Genomic DNA, 19,593 nt, shown 5'->3' on the forward strand with positions numbered 1-19,593 from the left:
CATGGGAATTATCCAGTGCCCTTTTTTATTTTGAATTTACAACCCGTGTTAAGGAAATATTTCCAATAAAAAGGTGGGGATTTAGTTGAAAAGTACCGTGTATATTACAAGAAAGCTGCCCGAGGAAATAATTGATAAACTTTCTCATTATTTTCATGTGAGAATGTGGGGAGAAGAAAATATCCCTGTCCCAAGGGAAATTTTAATGAAGGAAATAGAAAATATCGACGGTCTTATTTGTTTATTGACAGAAAAGATAGATGAAGAAGTCATAGCTAGGGCCAAGCATTTAAAGATAATTAGTAACGTAGCGGTAGGATATAACAATATCGACCTTCAAGCAGCAGCAAGAAAGGGGATTATTGTAACCAACACGCCTGGCGTCCTTACGGAAACCACGGCCGATTTAACGTTTGCGCTTTTAATGGCAGCTGCCCGAAGAGTTGTAAATGCTTCCAATGTCTTGCGCAACGGCGAGTGGGGTGCATGGTCCTTGATGCAGCTTACTGGACAAGATATATATGGAGCTACAATAGGGATTATTGGGTTAGGGAGAATTGGAGAGGCCCTCGTCAAGCGGGCAAAGGGATTTGATATGAATGTTCTTTATTATAATCGTTCACGAAAGCAAGATAAAGAATGTGAGCTAGGTATTCACTACGTAGAATTAGAGGATTTATTGCGGCAATCAGATTATGTATGCCTCATGCTTCCATATAGTGCGGAGGTACATCATCTAATTGGTAAAGAGGAATTGTCTCTGATGAAACCGAATGCCATCCTCATCAACACTGCAAGAGGTGGGATCGTAGACGAGGAAGCATTATATGAAGCGTTGAGGAATGGTGATATTTGGGGTGCCGGGTTAGATGTCTTTGAACAAGAACCAGTAGCAATGGATCATCCATTGTTATCCTTATCCAATGTCGTTACCCTGCCTCACATTGGAAGTGCAAGTGTCAAAACAAGAATGAGGATGGCTAATCTTGCAGTTGATAATATGGTGAAAGTATTAAATGGTGAAGAACCAATTACCCCGGTACAGCAGTATAAAGAAATCTTGTGAAAACTGTTAATGAATAAGTAGATTCTTTAAATAAGTGAATAAAAAACCCGAATAAGGATCACTTCTTTAATTAGTGCACCTTATTCGGGTTTTTTTAATGTAGGTTAGAGAAAATCACACACCAATTACATTCAATGACTGTCGCAGTCCTTCTAGAGCAAATCCTGTTATATATCTAAAAACGAATATAGCGATAATTGGTGAAATATCAATAGGCCCAAGTGGGGGGATGAACCGCCTAAAGAAGCCTAAATATGGTTCGACGAGCTTTGAGATCCACATCCCAATCTTTGTGGATTGAAATTTTGGAAACCAGGACCCAAAAATCGATATTAAGATAAGCCAATAATAAATTTCAAAAGCATACTGTCCAATTTGTAAAATGTATAATCCCAATTTATATCTCCCCGTCTTTTATAGTTTTATTGTAGGTGCAAAATTCGTAAAGATACATATATATACGGCTAAGCCCACTAAAGGTTTCATAATTCTGATTGACTTAAAAAGCTTTTTTATTCGGAAATCTCTCATAGATAAAAATTAATTAAACCATTAATGAGTTGGGGTTAATTACAAAGGTTTTTCATTGGTTTTATTATGCCATAGGGAACTTAACAAATTCTTAAATTCGATTGGGTTGGCGACTGAAAAAATTAATCAAACGTTTAATTAATTCAGCAGCAAAACTAATCAAACGTTTAATTAAATCTTAGAAAACGTTAATAGACCAACAATTATCTGCCAAATTAAAAAACTAATCAAACGTTTAATTAACTGAATTTATAGGTAAGTTTTTAAATAGCTTAAATAGGGAACTTATTTACCAAGTGATATATACTATAAGTGAGAAAGGACGTGATTAGATTGAAAAAAGGCTGGTTAGGATTAGGAATTGTGGTCGCTGTCATTGTTATCTTTGGGCTCATGTTTATGTCCAGCTATAATAGCTTTGTCAATCTAGAAGAAGACGTGAATCAATCACATGCTCAAATCGAAAATCAACTCCAACGAAGGCTTGATTTAATCCCAAACTTAGTCAATACCGTAAAAGGCTATGCAGCACATGAAAAAGATGTCATTGCCTCCATCTCAGATGCACGTGCAAAGCTTGCCGGAGCAAAAACCCCCGAAGAAGAAGCAACCGCTAACGATCAATTATCCGGTGCACTAAGCCGCTTGCTCGTCGTCGTTGAAAACTACCCTAACCTTAAGGCAGACCAGCAATTTACCCAGCTAATGGATGAACTGTCTGGAACCGAAAACAGAATTGCTGTTGCACGAAAGGATTACAATGAACAAGTAGCGGAATTCAATAAAAAAGTAAAAAGATTCCCGGGCTCGATTATTGTAGGAATCGGCGGGTTTGATGAAAAAGAATACTTCAAAGCAGACCCACAAGCCCAAGAAGCTCCCAAAGTTGACTTTGGAGGCAACGGGTAATGAAAGCGAAACGGATCTTCAGCCTTCTATTGGTTTTTACCACATTATTTCTGTGTACAGCCCGTGCACTTGCTGAGGATGTCCAAATACCTGCTCCTGTCGGAGATATCTATGTACAAGATTTTGCTCATGTCCTAAACGAAACAGAAAGGGCAGAACTAATCAACTTAGGCAGAAACATTGAAGATCAGACAACCGCACAGGTTGCTGTATTGACGGTTGATAGTATTGGTGACAGAACGATTGAAGAATATGCGAATGAGGCATTTCGCCAATACGGAATTGGAAGCAAGAAAGAGGATAATGGCGTCCTCCTTGTTTTATCGATGAAGGAACACAAAATCCGGATTGAGGTTGGGTATGGCCTCGAAGGAAGGATTCCTGATGCGAAAGCCGGCCGAATCTTAGATCAATATGCTATACCTTTTTTAAAAAATAACCAGCCCAACCAAGCCGTAACGGAAACTTACAAAGCACTTGCCAAAGAAGTCATGGCCGAATATAACGGTGAGAGTGGACAAAAAACGGCGCCAAAGGATGAAGGGATTGGAATCCCATCCTGGCTGATTATTATCATTGTATTGGTTGTCGTCTTCCTTGACTTTAAATTTTTTGGAGGCACCCTTACCTACTTACTCCTCTCCATTCTATCCCGTGGTGGTGGACGAGGCGGTGGCGGTGGAGGGTCGCGAGGAGGCGGAGGTGGTTCCTCTGGCGGCGGTGGTGCAAGCCGAGGCTGGTAATAACAGAAAAAAGATGCTCTGGTTCGAGAGCAACTTTTTCAATCATATGAAGCATTTTTCAATACTTTTCTTTTCCTTTTATAGGTGTACAAAATAAACAGACCTATTAGGAAAAAGGCAATAATATAGATACTATACCTAGAAAAGTATGTTCCAACATATACCCAGTTTCCACCAAGCAATCTGCCTAAAGTGATAAAGGTAAAGCACCAAAGTAGTGCTCCTAAATAAGCGAACAGGGCAAACTTTTTATAAGAATAATTGTTAATTCCAGCGAGATAGGCGGTAATATGCCGAACGCCTGGAATAAAAAAACCAATAACGAGAAGGAACGGGCCAAATCTATTGAATAATTTCTTCGTGCGATCAATCTTTGCCTCACTGATATGCAACTTCGGGCCAAACTTATGTAAAAACGGCGCTCCTAACACAATGCCTAAAATAAAGCTAAGCGTAATCCCGCTGCTTGCCCCGAAATAGGCACATAGGAGTGATGGCAGGTACGCCAATTTTCCGGCGAAAACATTATAACCCACATAAGTAAGAAGAACTTCATCAGGAATTGGCAGGCCAATGATACCGCCAATTAAAGCAAAAATAATCCCCAGATAGCCAAAGTGTTCAAGAAGATGATTTAAATAATCCATCGCTGCACTTCCTAAATTTAATTCTAAAAATTTAGCTATTAGATATTATCATCAAAAATTTTCACTTTTATGTATGACCTGACACCATTTTCCACTTCAACCGCGAATATAGTGAAGTAAATGTCATTTTAGGAGTGGATGTCATGCCGATTGAATGGAATGAAGAACAGAAGTTATTTCATTTATATAATGGCAGAATCAGTTACATGATGCAGCTTGTCCATGGAAAGTATTTAGCGCATTTATATTGGGGGAGTAGGGTCCAACTGCTCCAGCCATTAGCCATTCTTCCATTAAAAGGAAGAGCCTTTTCGCCGATGAATGAACCTGCTGACCCCCGGTTTTCGCTTGATACCCTGCCGCAGGAATATCCCGCCTTTGGAAATGGAGACTTCCGAACGCCGGCTTATCAGCTTCAGAGTTCTGATGGGTCAACAGTAACTGAATTTGTATATGATTCCTATGCGATTTTTAAAGGAAAGCCCCGTTTGAATGGGCTGCCGATGGTCTATGTAGAGGATGATGATGAGGCGGACACGCTGGTCGTAACATTGGTGGATTCCATTCTTGGCATCGGTCTTAACCTTCATTATACGATTTACCGAGATTTTGATGTGATCACGAGGTCGGTCTCGTTTGAAAACCTAGGCAGCCGTGAGGTGAAGATAGAAAAAAGCATGAGCATGTCGGTTGACTTCCATAACTCGAAGTGGGACTGGCTTCACCTTCAAGGAACTTGGGCACGGGAACGCCAAATTGAACGGAGAGCGCTGATCCACGGTGTTCAATCGATTTCTTCCGCAAGGGGTGCGAGCAGTCATCAGCATAATCCCTTTCTAGCCTTAGTATCAAAGGATGCAACCGAGGAGTATGGGGATGTTTACGGGATTAGTTTGGTTTACAGCGGGAATTTCGAGGCTTCCATTGAGGTGGACCCCTTTGAGATAACCCGGATCAATATGGGAGTTAATCCATTAAATTTTTCTTGGCTGTTGAAGCCAGGTGAAATTTTTCAGACACCGGAGGCTCTGATGGTCTATTCCTCAGAAGGATTGGGCGGAATGTCGAGGATTTTTCATAAAATCATTCGAAGCCGGGTTTGCCGCGGAGTTTATCGTGACAGGACAAGGCCAATCCTCATAAATAATTGGGAGGCAACCTACTTTCATTTTACTGAAAAAAAGTTAAGAGATCTCGCTGACACCGCTAAGGAACTGGGCATTGAGCTGTTTGTTTTAGATGATGGCTGGTTTGGCCGTCGAGATAATGCAAAGAGTTCGCTTGGAGATTGGTTTGTTAATAGGGAAAAACTTCCTAATGGATTGAACGGATTAGCTAGTTATATCAATGCTAAAGGGATGCAATTCGGCTTGTGGGTGGAGCCAGAAATGGTCTCTCCCGATAGCGATTTGTATCGCAGGCATCCAGATTGGTGTCTGCATGTTCCAGGGAGGAACCGGACACTTTCGAGAAATCAGCTTGTTCTAGATTTAAGCAGGGATGATGTGTGTGATTGGCTAATAGAAACGCTCTCGAATCTATTTCAGAGTGCCCCAATTCGCTATGTAAAATGGGATATGAATCGGAATATGACGGAGGTGGGATCTGCATTATTGCCTTCAGAAAGACAGAAGGAGACGGCCCATCGATATATGCTGGGGTTGTATCGGGTTTTAGAAGTTTTAACCGAGCGCTTCCCGGAAGTTTTGTTTGAAAGCTGCTCGGGCGGGGGCGGCCGCTTTGACTTGGCGATGCTGTATTATATGCCGCAGACCTGGACGAGTGATGATACGGATGCGGTCGAAAGGCTGAAAATTCAATATGGAACGAGTATAGTTTATCCGGCTATTACGATGGGAGCTCATGTTTCAGATATCCCGAATCATCAGACTGGCAGAATGACACCATTAGAGATGAGATGCCATGTCGCCATGGCGGCCAATCTTGGGTTTGAATTAAATATTGATAAACTTAGCAAGGAAGACAAAGAGCTAGCCGGGCGGGAAATTCAGCTATATCATCAAATAAAAGAAATCGTCCTTTTTGGTGATCTTTATCGGCTGTGGAGCCCCTTTGAGGGGATGAATACCGCTTGGATGTATGTAGGACGCGGTCAAAGGCAAGCGGTGGTATTTTACTATAAGACGCTAGCAACACCGAATCCCCCTTTCCTGCGAATGAAATTACGCGGACTAAATCCGCAGTTTAGATACAAATTAAACGAAAGTGGCCAGGTCTTTTATGGAGATGAGTTAATGAAAATTGGGCTTAACCTGCCGTTAATCAAAACAGACTTTTTCTCTGAAATCTATCATTTAAAATCCGTTGATTTTAAAGAAAAGAGTGAAAATTTTTAATATTAACTATAAATTAAGTTCCTCCACGTTTAAAATGTTTAGTAAGAAGTGTACTAGTTTCAGTGTTATGGAGGGGACTTAGGTGAATCTTAATGATGAATTGTTAGCGATTGTCGGAGATAGTGAGCGTGTTTCAATCAATGAAACGATATTAGAACAGCACAGTAAAGGGGAAGCATATCATACACCATCCTGTCCGGATGCAGTTGTGTTTCCTAAGTCAAAAGAGGAAATAAGCAGGATTGTGCAATTTGCTAGTGAGCATTCCATTCCCCTCGTGCCCTACGGGGCGGGGACGAGCTTAGAAGGACATATAATTCCGGTATACGGTGGCATCAGTCTTAATTTCAGTTTGATGAATCAAATTTTATCCATCCGGCCTGATGACTTTCAAGTGATCGTACAGCCTGGGGTCACAAGAAATCAGCTCAATCAAGCTCTGAAAAAACATGGGTTGTTTTTTCCGACGGACCCAGGCGCAGATGCTTCGATCGGCGGTATGGCGGCCACGAATGCCAGCGGTACTAACAGCGTGAAATACGGAGTGATGCGTGATCAGGTCCTCGGCTTAGAGGTGGTTTTAGCAGACGGATCCATCGTTCGAACCGGAGGAAATTCTTTTAAATCTTCGGCGGGCTATAATTTAATGGGATTGTTAATAGGATCAGAAGGGACACTGGGCATTTTTACGGAGATTACTTTAAAGCTGAGGGGGATTCCAGAGACTGTGTCTGCTGTAAAAGCCACGTTTCCCTCGATTGAAGCTGCTGGAAATGCCGCTGCTATTCTCTTAAAGGCAGGACTGGCAATCGGGAAAATTGAGTTAGTTGATGAAAAAACAATTCAAGCAGTTAATGTGTTTAAGACTACAGATTACCGTGAGGAGCCGACTCTTTTCTTGGAGTTTAGCGGAAATGAACCGGAAGTTACATATAGTGTGGAAGTAATGGAAGAAATTCTAAAGGATGACCAATGTGTTTCTTTTGAATTTGAGAATGACTCGCTAAGAAGGGCACAATTATGGGAGGCAAGGCACCATGCAGCTTTTGCTATTCAGGCCGCTAATCCTGGAAAAATCTTAATGTTTACTGATGTCTGCGTCCCGTTATCACAACTTGCTGGGGCTTTAAAGCAGACCAGGGAAGTGATCGAGAGAAATGGTTTAGAGGGAGCTGTTTTAGGACATGTCGGTGATGGCAATTATCATGCCTGCTTGCCGATTGATCCGAACAGTGAAGAAGAGTTGGAAGTGGTCGAAGCTGTTCATCATCAGATTGTCTCGTATGCTTTAGCAAAAGGGGGGACCTGCACCGGGGAGCATGGAATCGGACTTGGCAAAAAGGCGTTCCTACAAGAAGAACACGGAGACATCATCCCTATCATGAAAACCATCAAAAACAACCTCGACCCCAAAAACATCCTAAACCCAGGGAAAATATTCTAAAGGGTGACAGGCACCGATAAATGGTTAAATAAGGTGTTAAGGATATAATGGGTGACAGGCACCAATAAGTAGATTAACACAATGAAAGGGTTGGTAATGGTGAAAAGGCATCATCATTACCAACCCTTTTGTGTTGTTTAGAAGTCGAAGTTGTCGGGGTCTGGGCCGACGCGATGGTTTTGGTTCAGATCATCAATTTGTTCCATTTCGGCTTTGGTTAGCTCGAAGTCGAATATAGCGGCGTTTTCGATGATGCGATGTTCTTTTGTTGATTTTGGAATGGTGACGATCCCATTCTGGAGATCCCAACGTAAAATAACTTGTGCTGTTGACTTGTTATACTTATTAGCAATTTCTTTGATTACCGGCTGGTCTAATAGCTCCCCTTGCATTAATGGTGACCATGCTTCCATTTGGATTCCATGTTCCTGGCAAAAAGTTTGGATTTCTTTTTGTGTTAAACGGGGATGGAATTCCACTTGATTGATCATTGGCTTGATTTCGGCCTCTTTCATTAAATTCTCCAGATGATGGACTTGGAAGTTGCTTACGCCAATGGCTTTTACTCTGCCTTCTTTATAGAGAGTTTCCAAAGCCCGCCACGCCTCTTTATATTTTCCTTCTACAGGCCAATGAATTAAATATAAATCTAAATAGTCTAACCCTAATTTCTTTAAGCTTGTTTCATATGCTTCTAGAGTTGCTTCATAGCCTAAGTCACTATTCCAGACCTTTGATGTAACAAAAAGGTCTTCTCTGGAAATACCCGCTTCTTTGATTCCTTCTCGAATCGCTTGTCCTACTCCTTCTTCGTTTTGATAGATGGCAGCTGTATCAATACTGCGATATCCATGTTTTATGGCAAACTTTACTGCATTGACTAGTTCTGGCCCTTCTTCTATTTTAAATACTCCAAGTCCAAACCAAGGCATTTTTACTCCATTGATAAGTGTAGTTGTGTCTTGTAAGTTGTTAACCATTATAATCATCCTCCAGATTAATTCTTTTATAAAAAGGCAGGGGGCTATTACACTATCCCCCCGCGCCTACTATGAAAACAAAGGGGTGAAATTAAATTACTTTTTCAATCTTAATACCGGCTTTTTTACGGTCTTTCCTTTCAAGCCTCCAGCTCCAGCCCGTAAGAACGACCGCTCCTAGGACCATTAATGCTCCAATCCAAGAGGTGTGAATTAATCCAATCGAGTTGGTAATCACGCCGCCAAAGTAGGATCCCATCGCAATACCGGCATTAAACGCAGCAATATTAATTGAAGACGCTACATCAACTGCAGCAGGGACAAACCTTTCTGCTAACATAACGACGTAAACTTGTAATCCAGGTACATTCATAAATGCCAGCAGGCCCATGAAAAAGATAGTGATTAAGCCTGCTATTTTATGTGGAGCGGTAAAAACAAAAGCAAATAAGACGACAGCTTGGAAGATAAACATATAAAATAACGCCTTAATAGGATTTTGGTTAGATAATTTGCCGCCCACCATATTTCCGATGGCAATCGCGATACCATAAACAAGTAATATCACGGCAACGGTGCTTTCCTTAAATCCCGTAATATCCTGCAAAATAGGGGATAGGTACGTAAACACTACGAATGTTCCTCCATAACCAAGCGCAGTAATAATAAATAGAAGCAATAAGCGACCATTGGTTACCAATTTAAACTGGTCGTGGAACGTTGTCTGAACCCCTTTTCGTAAATCAGACGGAACAAGGATACTGTTAGCAAAGAAAGCAATCACGCCGACTGCGACAATGATAACGAACGCCATCCTCCAGCCGAATTGCTGGCCGATGAAGGTACCAAAAGGAACCCCAGTAACAGTTGCCACTGTAAGTCCTGAAAACATAATCGATATTGCACTAGCCCTTCGGTTTTCAGGGACTAAATCTGCAGCAATCGTTGATCCAATCGACATAAAGACACCATGTGAAAAGGCAGAAATCACACGGGCAGCTAATAAAACACAAATGCTAGCTGCGCCTGCCGCCAACCCATTGCCGATGATAAAAATAATCATGATCCATAGTAACAAGGATTTACGTGACATCCTAGATGTGAGGGACGTCAGAATAGGAGCCCCGAAAGTTACTCCTAAGGCATATAAAGAAACAGTTAAGCCGGCAGTTGTAACAGATATTTGTAAATCCTTTGCTATGAGCGGCAGCAGCCCTACACTAATAAATTCCGTTGTTCCGATGGCAAAAGCACTAACAGCTAATGCTAATAGAGCGAAGGTACTTCTTTTTTTATCTATAGTCATTTGTTTCTCTCCTCCTAAAAATGGTTCTATTGCATGAATGATTTGCAAAAGCAAAACTATAAAAAGAATTATGATGGGATATTTCAACCGGCAAATGTTATTATGGGATATACAATTGTGGATGAAAAGTACGCACTTCAAAGTGCTATAGATACTTCGAGGTGCGGTAGATACTTTTTAGTACCTATTAAAATGGAGGAGTTAGAGATGAAGAAAAAGAAATATAATATATGGTTGAAGCGACATTAGAGGTCGTTGGTGGAAAATGGAAAATACGTAATTCTTTGTCATTTAACAAACGGAAAGAAACGAACAAGTTAATTGAAACGTCTGATAACGGATATCACACAAAAAATGTTAAATCATGCTTGCTTACCGATTGATCCGAACAGTGAAGAACAGTTGGAAGTAGTAGAAGCAGTTCATCTTAAATAAGGTGGCATGGGTGCAAACGGTGACAGGCACCAAAAAGTAGATTAACACTATGAGAGGGTTGGGAATGGTGAAAAGGTATCATCATTACCAGCCCTTTTGTGTTGTTTAGAAGTCGAAGTTGTCGGGGTCTGGATCGACGCGATGGTTTTGGTTCAGATCGTCAATTTGTTCCATTTCTGCTTTGGTTAGCTCGGAGTCAAATACAGTCGCGTTTTTGATGAGCGGTGTTTTTTTGTTGGTTTTGGAATGATGACGACCCCATTTTGGAGATCCCAGCGCAAAATAACTTGTGCTGTAGAATTGTTATACTTATTAGCAATTTCTTGGATTATCGGCAGGTCTAATAGCTGCCCTTGCATTAATGGTGACCATGCTTCCATCTGGATTCCCTGTTCCCGTCAAAAAGTTTGGATTTCTTTTTGAATTAAACGAGGATGGAATTCCACTTGATTGATCATCGTTTTGGCATTATTGGTACCTACCTTTTTCGAATTGCAGTAATTGGATTACGAGTATCGTTAATTAAAATTTTTGGATTCAAATTTTAGGCAGTTATTATCTACTCTGTAATTTGTCTTTCAAATCTTTATAAAGAAAAACGAAGAAGAAGAACAAGCTAAAAATAAAAGCAGGGGTTTCTGGAGAACGGTTTAGCCGTAGAGCTAATGGACATTGCTTTTAGTTTAGATTGAGGAAAAGGAATATACAGGATAGACATGTTTGGTTAAATATTCTGTCCTAGAATAACTGGCAAAAGGGGAAGAGATAATAAAAGAAAAAAGGAGGGATGAACGTGGATAAAGACAATTATTATGTAGCTGCAGATTTAGCGTCTAATTTGGTAAGTGAGATTAAAACGTTTGAAGATGAATTGAGTGAACGCACTAATAAAAAAGTAGTAGTTATAGCATATGAGAAAGATGAAAATGATTTGAGCGATTAGATTTTATTTAAATGAAAAGATTCCGGCAAACGAACAAAAATAATCCCCATTTCCTTTTGGAATTGGGGATTATTTATTTATATTGAACATTTTAGCATAACTAATTTCTGAAAAATATTTAATTGTAAAGTATATCTTTTATCTTAGTGCATTAGCCAATTTTTTAGGTTGTGGACAAGCGTTTAGTTTGTTTTACTATTTTTTCATATTTTAATAGTAATTAACATTTTAATAGTAAATTAACACTTTTAATAGTAAATTAACACTTTTATTTATAATAACGTAAAAAGGAGATAAATGGATAGTGGAAAAAAAATCGAATAAAACTGAAAAAGAAATGATCATAAATGAAATTAATAAAATTCAGGTGACCAAGCCTCAATTTGAAGGAATGATTATTCATAACCCGACGGACTTGAAAGTGATCAGCCAGGATAAGAGGCACATTATTATTGAAATTGATGAAAATCATTGGGCTACTTATTACGTGAATGAGGAGAAAGCCGAAAAAGAATTTCAAGCGCTTCAAATGGGAGCGTCACGCGGAATTACACCAGTTGTGTATGGAAGAAGAGGGACTTACGTCGTCATAGAGGCCATTCAGGCACCGACAATTGCTGATTATTTAAAGAATAATTCTATGACCAAAGAATTAACAAAAAAACTACTCGGGCTTCTAAATGATTTTAAAGATGTAGGTTTTAACCGTCTTGATCACCCCCTAACAAACATTTACGTAATGCAAGATGGTAGTCTAAAAGTCATAAACCTGAAGTGGGATACCAAATTACCTCAGAATCTTTTTCCGCGAAAAATGATCGTAGGGATGGGTAAACAGGCATCTGCCTTTCTAAAGTATGTACAAGCGTTGGAACCTTCTTTGTATAAAACTTGGACAACCCATCATAAGTTTACCAGTACAATTGAAAAAGCAAAATCAGGTGGAAACAAACAGGAGGTGTTTGATATTAATGAAGGTAGCCATGATTAGTTGGGAATACCCTCCTCAATTTTCAGGGGGGTTAGGGGTTCATTGTCAAGCAATTGTTCGAGAATTGACGAGCATTGGTATTGAAATTGAGCTCTACCTCCCTGTGTTTAAACAGCTAGAATTTGAAGCACTAAAGAATTTAAAATTTCACCAGTTAAGCTTGTCCCATCCAATACAGGGTGACTCATATATTGGAAGTGACATATGGGACTCTGTGATGGAATTTCGGGATCGACTTGAGGAAGGGTTTCAGCCAGAAGGAATTGACATTCTTCATGCGCACGATTGGATGGGGGTATTTGCAGCAACAGGAATCGCGAAAAAATACAAAATCCCACTCATTTGGACTGTCCATTCTACTGAAAATGACCGAGCTGCAGGGAAGCCGCTTAATCCAGGTATATTTTCCATTGAACAAGAGGCTTTCAGTAACGTGAAACATACGATTGCGGTGTCTCAGAGGACTAAACAATATTTAATTCATTCCTACCAGGCCGATCCGAAGCGTATCTCCGCAATCTACAATGGCATTGACGTTTCAAATTTTGAACAATTGGCAACCCGCGATTACCAAAACACGGATGGCTATATCTTATTTCTCGGTAGATTGACAGGCCAAAAAGCTCCGGATGTTTTTTTACAAGCTGCAAAACTTGTTTTATTCGAACGAGATGATGTTCGCTTTTTAATTGCAGGGGATGGAGACTTACTCCATAAGTTACGCCTCCAATCACGCCGGATGAAAATTCACAATCGTGTAGAGTTCGCTGGCAATGTCTTGGGTGAAAAATTACTAGAATGTTATAAAAACGCGTTATTATTTGTCCTCCCTGCAAGATCGGAACCTTTTGGAATAACGGTTTTGGAGGCTATGGCATCAGGTATCCCTACTATTATCTCGAGTACAACTGGAGCTGGTGAAATTGTTGAGAATGTTTATGTAGTGGAGCCGAACCAGCCAAAGGAATTAGCAATGGCGATAATAAAGCTTTTAGACGATCCAGAGTTAAGAAAAAAACTAGGTCAAAAGGGTGCTAAGGAAGCACAGGCTTGCACGTGGAAAAAGGTCGCGTTTGAGACACAGCAATTATATCTAAAGCTACTGAGTTCTTCGGAATAAGCCATCTTAATTTAATAGAAAGGAGCTAATAAAAAATGCCAATCCCTACACAACTTCCCTCAACAGAGGAAATTCTTTCTGCCTATCAAGATAGCTATGGTAACAATAGGACAGTTATACAGGCATCACTCGTTTTCTCCAAACCTAAAATACGGAAATTGATTGTAGAATATCTTGTAACTTATCGTAATCAGCATGGGGAGTGGAAACAAGATTCATTAATTGGAAAATTGTATGCTGACCAAGAAGAAGGACTCCTTAGTTATCAGTTTTTGCAATACTTGTGGAAAAATGGATTTAATACGGACCCTAACCATACGATAGTTCGCCCCATCGCCTTTTTACAGCCGTATGGAATGTTGATTATGTCCAAGTCACCAGGAAAAACATTAGACGATTGGATACATGGATCAAGTGTGAATAGCAAGCAGCTGGCTTTACTAATTGCTGGCTGGTTAACAAGGATGCATGCGATTCCTATTAAGGAGATCCGAGAAGGGACACTATCTAGGGCCAATGCTGAAGTGGGGCGCTATTATAGAGAACTTTCAGAACTGTTACCAGCCTATAAGTCAAAGTTAAAAGCTATGTACGATGTCTTTGTTCAAAATTCACACAAATTGGGAACGGAAGATAAAGTGTTACTGCACGGAGATTTTCATACAAGGAACGTTTTTATTGACGCGCAACAAGTAATTGCAATTGATTTCGATCAACATTTTGCTGGGGATCCCGCTTGGGAAGTAGCCTATATGGCAAGTCATGTTCAGGTAAGCAGCTTTTTCAAGAATGGAAATTTTGACTATTTTCAATCCATGATCCAGTTTTTCATTGATAAGTATCTCGACAATCATCCTTTCATCAACCGTCAGGCTTTTCTTGAGCGAGTCTCTTTATATAGCGCTCGTACGCTTTTTGAAAGCCTTCACTATGACTTATGCATTCTAAAAACTGGTAACTTAAGCATCGTAGACCCTTTTTTTATTAAGTACGAACAAAACTTACAAGGAGGTGGTTATAAATGAGCGGTTTATCCATTCCCCTTGCAATTGTTCATCATGCCAATCAATACTTGATTACCAACGGCTACGACAATCGCCCTGGTATTGAAGAAATTATAGGTCCTCCCGATGCTTCCAGCGGTTTACGAGCAATATTTGATCTCCATTCGCAATATGATATCCCCTTCCACCTCCACATTAGCGGTACGTTCATTGAAGCATGTGCCTGGTACGATCCGCTCTTTCTTGAAGAAATTGCTGAATTAAGAAAATCGGGATTAGTAGAGGTCATTGGTTCTACTTATGCCCAAAATATTATGCCGCTTTTTGATCACGAGCACAATCGTTATCAAGTGGAAGAAGAACTTGATTTAATCGAAAAATGGCTTGGAGGGGATGTTACCGATGTTAAGGGATTTTGGGTTCCTGAACGAGTTTGGAATACCCAAAAATTAGCCAATATTCTAACTAATAATACACTTCAAAATGGTGGTTTTCAATACGTTCTAATCGATGACCGGCTGATCTTGCCTGATTCTCCCCGTAGAAACTATGACCTTAATCCCTGCTTTATTCCAGAACTTTTTGAAGCCTACCACATTAAAGGAAGTCGTGATTTAATCGCACTTCCTCTCTCCCAAGAAATGCGTCTATCCATTCCACTCGAAACAAAGATGCATGAACAACGATTAAATGTTCTCCTATCATACATGCAACAAGAGCTTGTTAAGGGGCGAGACGTGATTGCAATTTACGGTGATGATATGGAGAAGGTTGCCGGAATTCCGCCTTGGAATCCTCATGCCATTCATTATTATCAACGTTTTCTTGACTGGTTGATAGGGAAAAAAGAGGTAACAACCGTTCTTCTTCAGTCGTGGTTGGCTAGTCATAACATTCAACCTCCTCGTCCGATTGCAACAGGAACCTACCGAGAACTGGCCATTGATTTTGGAGCTGGTGAAGATTACATGAATTGGGCTAATTCTAAGGCTTGGTCTCCATATCAACGAAGTCTGATCGAAAAATGGGAAGAGTTTAATAAACTCTCTGTAAAGACCACTTATCCGTCTTCCTTACTTGAACTAGCCCGAAAACACATACTTGCATGTACCTATGAAACAGGATGGCATGATGCTCCTAACAGTATTCACAGCGATCGTGATAGTAATGCAGTGGCATTACCAGCTCACTGGGCACGTGCAGTTGCCAGCCATGTGAGGGCAGCTTCTATCCTAATGGAGGCAGAAAAATGGAGAAAAGATCAAGACCGTACAAGCCTTGTTCATGCTTTTATTGAGGATTTAGATAATGACGGACATAAAGAAGTCATAATAAGGAATCATGTTTTAGCGGCAGTGATTTCACCACGTTTTGGCGGACGCATTAATTATCTATTTTTTTATGATAAAAATGATGGTCAACTTGTCATTGGTAATCCTTCAGATGACTGGAATTGGTTAGAAGAATTAAATGACTTTATGGATATTCCGATGAATCACCCTGGAGCATTAGCAGATTATGGATTTGAACGTGACACCTACGAGATTCAATCTCTTACGATAAAAGAAGATCAGGAAGTTGAGCTTGTGCTCGTCAACAAACAACCAAATAGTGCTGCCCATGGATTGATGAAGCACTTTTTACTTAAAAAGGGACAAAGTGAAATCTCTATCACCTATAATAATATTCCTGACAATCTTTTACCGTTATCACTTGATATTGGCTTATCACCAGACTATTTACGACTATTACGGGAAGGTCGCTCTGCAATTGTCCCTTACCAGTACAAAAGCAAGCGAGGTTTTAAAAATGGGAAAGTGATTTCATGGGTATCCCCAAAGTCAGAGAACACCGTATGGAGGGTACCACGTTACCCTATATTCGGGCACGGATTTTGCATCGGTTTGAAACTCACCTCAAACTCTGCTTCATTTTGTTTAGGAGTAGAGTCATCATCATAATGGACAAAGGGGGGGGTAAGAAATGAACCAAAACCTATATCCCGTTCAGTTGATGGATACTTTCTTTAAAGGTCATTCAAAACCCAAGCACATCCTTTTTAATGATGGTCAAACATATGTAGTGAAGTTCAAGAATAATCCATCAGGAACAAGAATACTAGTAAATGATTATATTGCCGGTAAATTAGGCCAACTTCTCTCACTACCTGTGATTCCATTTGAAGTTGTACAAATAACAGATGATTTTATTAAGAAGTATCCTATTCTTTCAGAGCAAAAGTTCACATCTGGGAGCCAGTTTGCTAGTTTATTTATCGATAACTGCATACAGCTTTCAAGGGAATCAAGTAATGAGCATATAAAAGTAAGTAATCGAGGTCAGCTTGCAGAAATAGTTGTATTCGATCTTTGGATAGGGAATACCGATCGTAAACAGGAAAATGTCCTGCTTGAACCTACTGAGCAGGGGGAGTATTTTCTCCATATGATTGATCACGGGCGTTGTTTTTCTAATGATAAATGGACAGTTAAAACACTTAAGAAAATGCCTCATTTGAGTGTAGAACTTACCGTTCATAAGTGGTGTCTATCATTCCAGCAAAGTCAAGATGAGCTTAATGCAGCTATCGAAAAAGTTAAGGCAATACCAGAAGCGGCCATTTATGACATTATCCATTCGATTCCTAACGACTGGGATGTATCGGAATCAGAAAAAGAGGCGCTCGTCACTCATCTGGTAAAAGCTAAACAACTCTTACCGGAAATCCAGATACAGTCAAAAAAAGGAAAAAAGAAAGATTCAGTCTAAGGGCTGAACCTTTCTTATTATGTCAGGTATGATATTGATAAATGAGGATTTTTTTCTAAATGGTTCCTTTTACTTTCGTCATCAATGCTGAAAAATCAGGATCATTCACCCAGCGTTTATACCATTTAGGACTAATTTCTTTGACAAATTGAACGAACTCTTCAGCATTAACTCCCATATCAGTTATTAGTTTTTTGGGTAAGTAGACAGGCTGTGGTTTAATTATATGAACCACATCAATAATTTTCATTGTTCCCTTTGGCGACACATAAATGTGGCGGCCAGAATGATCAAAACGATTGAATCCTGCTTTTTCAAATAAATCTAGCAAATTAACTATTTTGGCCGCCAATTCCTTGTTTAATGGGTTCTGTTGTAAATATTCTAAGAGAGATGGGTCAGTCAAGTATTCCATAACAATATAATTTTCACCCCAAAAATACACTATCGGACAAATGCCAATCTTACCTCCTAGTTGCAATGCATGAAGCTCTCTGATTAAATCAATCTTTGAACAGTAAATTTTTACACAGCGAGATTCATCAATTTGAAAAACAGCCCCTTGGTGTCCTTTGCCTAACATTTGATAACTTGTTGGGTTATTTACCTCCACACTGCGGGAGACTCTTGATATTTGAATCTTGTCCAACTTTTCGATAATTTCAGGTTTTAAATTCACTTTCAACACCCCCCAATCGCATTTCAGAAAATATTATTTCTATATATTATATGAACATAGAAAATTGCTGTTCTAGACAACTCTCTTGACCTGTTTCATTAAACGAGAAAAGGGCATAGTATTAATCCTAAACGATGTATAAATCTTTGTTACAGCGTTCAAGAAATAATCATGTCAACAGAGCCAATGTACTTCTTTTTTATCTAATGTCATTTGTTTCTCACCTCCTAAAAATGGTTCTATTGCATGAATGATTTGCTAAAAGCAAAACTATAAAAAGAATCATAATGGGATATTTCAACCGGCAAATGTTATTATGGGATATACAGTATTAGATGAAAAGTACGCACTTCAAAGTGCTATAGAACTCTAAAGTGCGGTAGATACTTTTCAGTACCTATTAAAATGGAGGAGTTAGAGATGAAGAAAAAGAAATACAATATATCGGTTGAAGCGACATTAGAGGTCATCGGTGGAAAGTGGAAATGCGTGATTCTTTGTCATTTAACACACGGGAAGAAACGAACAAGTGAATTGAAACGTCTGATGCCGGATATCACACAAAAAATGTTAACTCAACAATTACGAGAATTAGAGGAGGACGGCGTTATTAACCGGATTGTTTATAATCAAGTCCCGCCAAAAGTGGAGTATGAGCTTAGTGAATATGGATCGAGCCTAGAAAGCATTTTAAACGCGCTATGTTTATGGGGAGAAAATCACATTACTAAAGTGTACGGAGACAAATTTTCTGTTTTAGAAGAGAATGTACTTAACGAGCACCTAAAATAGGGAAGTATAGTCCTAACTGACAGGATGCCAGCGTGCTCTTAGTTTTACCTTAATTTTCTGTTTGACGTTCTCTAGTCAGTTCTTTATTATATAGAGATGAGAATACCCGTACTTTGAACGGGAGAGGTTCATAGCTGATACCCTCTATAAAAAACTATGGATACATGACTTTCTGCCATGTCCATATAGGACGTGGCTTTTTGTTTTTTATCCTTTAGTTTGTATAGAAAAAAGAACAACATTCAGCTGATACTCTCTTAAAAAGTGTAGGGACATATTTTTATAGGGGGTTTTTTTATGTCTGGCCGCAGCCACGAAGAAGGATTAAAGGATTTAACACTATTAGGTAATCAAGGAACTACCTATTCATTTGAATATGCACCAGAGGTTTTGGAGGCTGTTGACAATCTCCATCCTGAACGCGATTATTTCGTGAAATTTAATTGCCCGGAGTTTACGAGTTTATGTCCGCTGACACGCCAGCCGGATTTTGCGACTATGTATATTTCATATGTTCCAGATAAAAAGATTGTTGAAAGTAAGTCTTTGAAGTTATACCTTTTTAGTTTTAGGAACCACGGAGATTTCCATGAGGACTGTGTCAATATCATTATGAATGACTTGATTAAACTGCTAGACCCACGTTATATTGAAGTTTGGGGTAAATTCACACCGCGCGGCGGTATCTCCATTGACCCATGGTGCAACTACGGCAAACCAGGCACCAAATACGAAGAAATGGCAAACTACCGCCTAATGAACCATGACCTCTATCCAGAAAAAGTAGATAATCGATAAAGAAATGGTGACAGGCACCAAAAAGTGACATTTGACGTTGTAAATGTTGAAAATGGTGACAGGCACCTAATAGAAAAAA

Annotated in this window: 18 protein-coding genes, 1 pseudogene and 1 riboswitch; of the genes and pseudogenes, 13 read left to right on the top strand and 6 right to left on the bottom strand. The window is 39.6% G+C overall.

From position 1 onward, the window contains the following. Nucleotides 1-85: 85 nt before the first annotated feature. Entirely contained in the window at nt 86-1,066 is a 981-nt protein-coding gene (locus M3226_RS16320; RefSeq protein WP_251566880.1) for a 2-hydroxyacid dehydrogenase, read from the top strand. Between the two features lie 114 nt (nt 1,067-1,180). On the opposite strand, the gene M3226_RS16325 is transcribed toward M3226_RS16320, so the two are convergent. Continuing rightward, a complete protein-coding gene (locus M3226_RS16325; RefSeq protein WP_251566882.1) occupies nt 1,181-1,462 on the bottom strand; it encodes a YggT family protein in 282 nt (93 codons plus the stop codon). 468 nt (nt 1,463-1,930) lie between these two features. Between M3226_RS16325 and M3226_RS16330 the strand changes: the two genes are divergently transcribed. Next, nucleotides 1,931-2,506, top strand: a complete 576-nt coding sequence (locus M3226_RS16330; RefSeq protein ID WP_251566884.1) for a LemA family protein — start codon at nt 1,931-1,933, stop codon at nt 2,504-2,506. Continuing rightward, nucleotides 2,506-3,249 (top strand): TPM domain-containing protein, encoded by a 744-nt coding sequence (locus M3226_RS16335; RefSeq protein ID WP_251566887.1) that lies wholly within the window; start codon nt 2,506-2,508, stop codon nt 3,247-3,249. The genes M3226_RS16330 and M3226_RS16335 overlap by 1 nt, the downstream gene beginning before the upstream one ends. A 38-nt stretch (nt 3,250-3,287) precedes the next feature. On the opposite strand, the gene M3226_RS16340 is transcribed toward M3226_RS16335, so the two are convergent. Beyond that, entirely contained in the window at nt 3,288-3,896 is a 609-nt protein-coding gene (locus M3226_RS16340) for a DedA family protein (RefSeq protein ID WP_098532382.1), read from the bottom strand. A 143-nt stretch (nt 3,897-4,039) separates the two neighbouring features. Here M3226_RS16340 and M3226_RS16345 point away from each other — a divergent pair, with 143 nt between their 5' ends. Beyond that, complete coding sequence (locus tag M3226_RS16345) at nt 4,040-6,253, top strand: alpha-galactosidase (protein ID WP_251566889.1); 2,214 nt, start codon at nt 4,040-4,042, stop codon at nt 6,251-6,253. Nucleotides 6,254-6,335: 82 nt separating this feature from the next. Beyond that, nucleotides 6,336-7,697 carry an FAD-binding oxidoreductase gene (locus tag M3226_RS16350; RefSeq protein ID WP_251566891.1) on the top strand — a complete coding sequence of 454 codons (1,362 nt, stop codon included), beginning with the start codon at nt 6,336-6,338 and terminating at the stop codon, nt 7,695-7,697. A gap of 137 nt (nt 7,698-7,834) precedes the next feature. On the opposite strand, the gene M3226_RS16355 is transcribed toward M3226_RS16350, so the two are convergent. From M3226_RS16355 to M3226_RS16365, 3 genes and pseudogenes are all read right to left on the bottom strand, one after another. Further along, on the bottom strand, nt 7,835-8,677 hold the full coding sequence (locus M3226_RS16355) for an aldo/keto reductase (protein WP_251566893.1): 843 nt from the start codon (nt 8,675-8,677) through the stop codon (nt 7,835-7,837). A 91-nt stretch (nt 8,678-8,768) separates the two neighbouring features. Further along, entirely contained in the window at nt 8,769-9,983 is a 1,215-nt protein-coding gene (locus M3226_RS16360; RefSeq protein ID WP_251566895.1) for an MFS transporter, read from the bottom strand. 540 nt (nt 9,984-10,523) lie between these two features. Next, a pseudogene (locus M3226_RS16365) lies at nt 10,524-10,882 on the bottom strand (aldo/keto reductase); the annotation flags it as partial. Between the two features lie 329 nt (nt 10,883-11,211). Here M3226_RS16365 and M3226_RS16370 point away from each other — a divergent pair. The 6 genes from M3226_RS16370 (at nt 11,212) to M3226_RS16395 (ending at nt 17,245) form a co-directional block, all read left to right on the top strand. Continuing rightward, a complete protein-coding gene (locus M3226_RS16370; protein WP_251566897.1) occupies nt 11,212-11,361 on the top strand; it encodes a hypothetical protein in 150 nt (49 codons plus the stop codon). 304 nt (nt 11,362-11,665) lie between these two features. Beyond that, on the top strand, nt 11,666-12,352 hold the full coding sequence (locus tag M3226_RS16375) for a hypothetical protein (RefSeq protein WP_251566899.1): 687 nt from the start codon (nt 11,666-11,668) through the stop codon (nt 12,350-12,352). After that, nucleotides 12,333-13,472, top strand: a complete 1,140-nt coding sequence (locus tag M3226_RS16380; protein ID WP_251566901.1) for a glycosyltransferase family 4 protein — start codon at nt 12,333-12,335, stop codon at nt 13,470-13,472. The genes M3226_RS16375 and M3226_RS16380 overlap by 20 nt, the downstream gene beginning before the upstream one ends. A gap of 35 nt (nt 13,473-13,507) precedes the next feature. Continuing rightward, on the top strand, nt 13,508-14,497 hold the full coding sequence (locus M3226_RS16385; RefSeq protein WP_251566902.1) for an aminoglycoside phosphotransferase family protein: 990 nt from the start codon (nt 13,508-13,510) through the stop codon (nt 14,495-14,497). Next, nucleotides 14,494-16,437, top strand: coding sequence for a hypothetical protein (locus tag M3226_RS16390; RefSeq protein ID WP_251566903.1), 1,944 nt, complete (start codon nt 14,494-14,496; stop codon nt 16,435-16,437). The genes M3226_RS16385 and M3226_RS16390 overlap by 4 nt, the downstream gene beginning before the upstream one ends. A gap of 22 nt (nt 16,438-16,459) precedes the next feature. Continuing rightward, nucleotides 16,460-17,245: a phosphatidylinositol 4-kinase gene (locus M3226_RS16395; RefSeq protein ID WP_251566904.1), complete on the top strand. Its 786-nt coding sequence runs from the start codon at nt 16,460-16,462 to the stop codon at nt 17,243-17,245. Nucleotides 17,246-17,300: 55 nt separating this feature from the next. On the opposite strand, the gene M3226_RS16400 is transcribed toward M3226_RS16395, so the two are convergent. Next, nucleotides 17,301-17,924, bottom strand: coding sequence for a hypothetical protein (locus M3226_RS16400; protein ID WP_251566905.1), 624 nt, complete (start codon nt 17,922-17,924; stop codon nt 17,301-17,303). A gap of 420 nt (nt 17,925-18,344) precedes the next feature. Between M3226_RS16400 and M3226_RS16405 the strand changes: the two genes are divergently transcribed. Both M3226_RS16405 and queF read left to right on the top strand, forming a co-directional pair. Then, on the top strand, nt 18,345-18,716 hold the full coding sequence (locus M3226_RS16405) for a winged helix-turn-helix transcriptional regulator (protein WP_144567215.1): 372 nt from the start codon (nt 18,345-18,347) through the stop codon (nt 18,714-18,716). Between the two features lie 117 nt (nt 18,717-18,833). Continuing rightward, a riboswitch (PreQ1 riboswitch) is annotated at nt 18,834-18,880 on the top strand. A gap of 133 nt (nt 18,881-19,013) precedes the next feature. Then, nucleotides 19,014-19,514, top strand: a complete 501-nt coding sequence (gene queF / locus M3226_RS16410) for a preQ(1) synthase (protein WP_098532388.1) — start codon at nt 19,014-19,016, stop codon at nt 19,512-19,514. Nucleotides 19,515-19,593: the final 79 nt, after the last annotated feature.

The sequence above is a fragment of the Neobacillus cucumis genome (genome assembly GCF_023715505.1).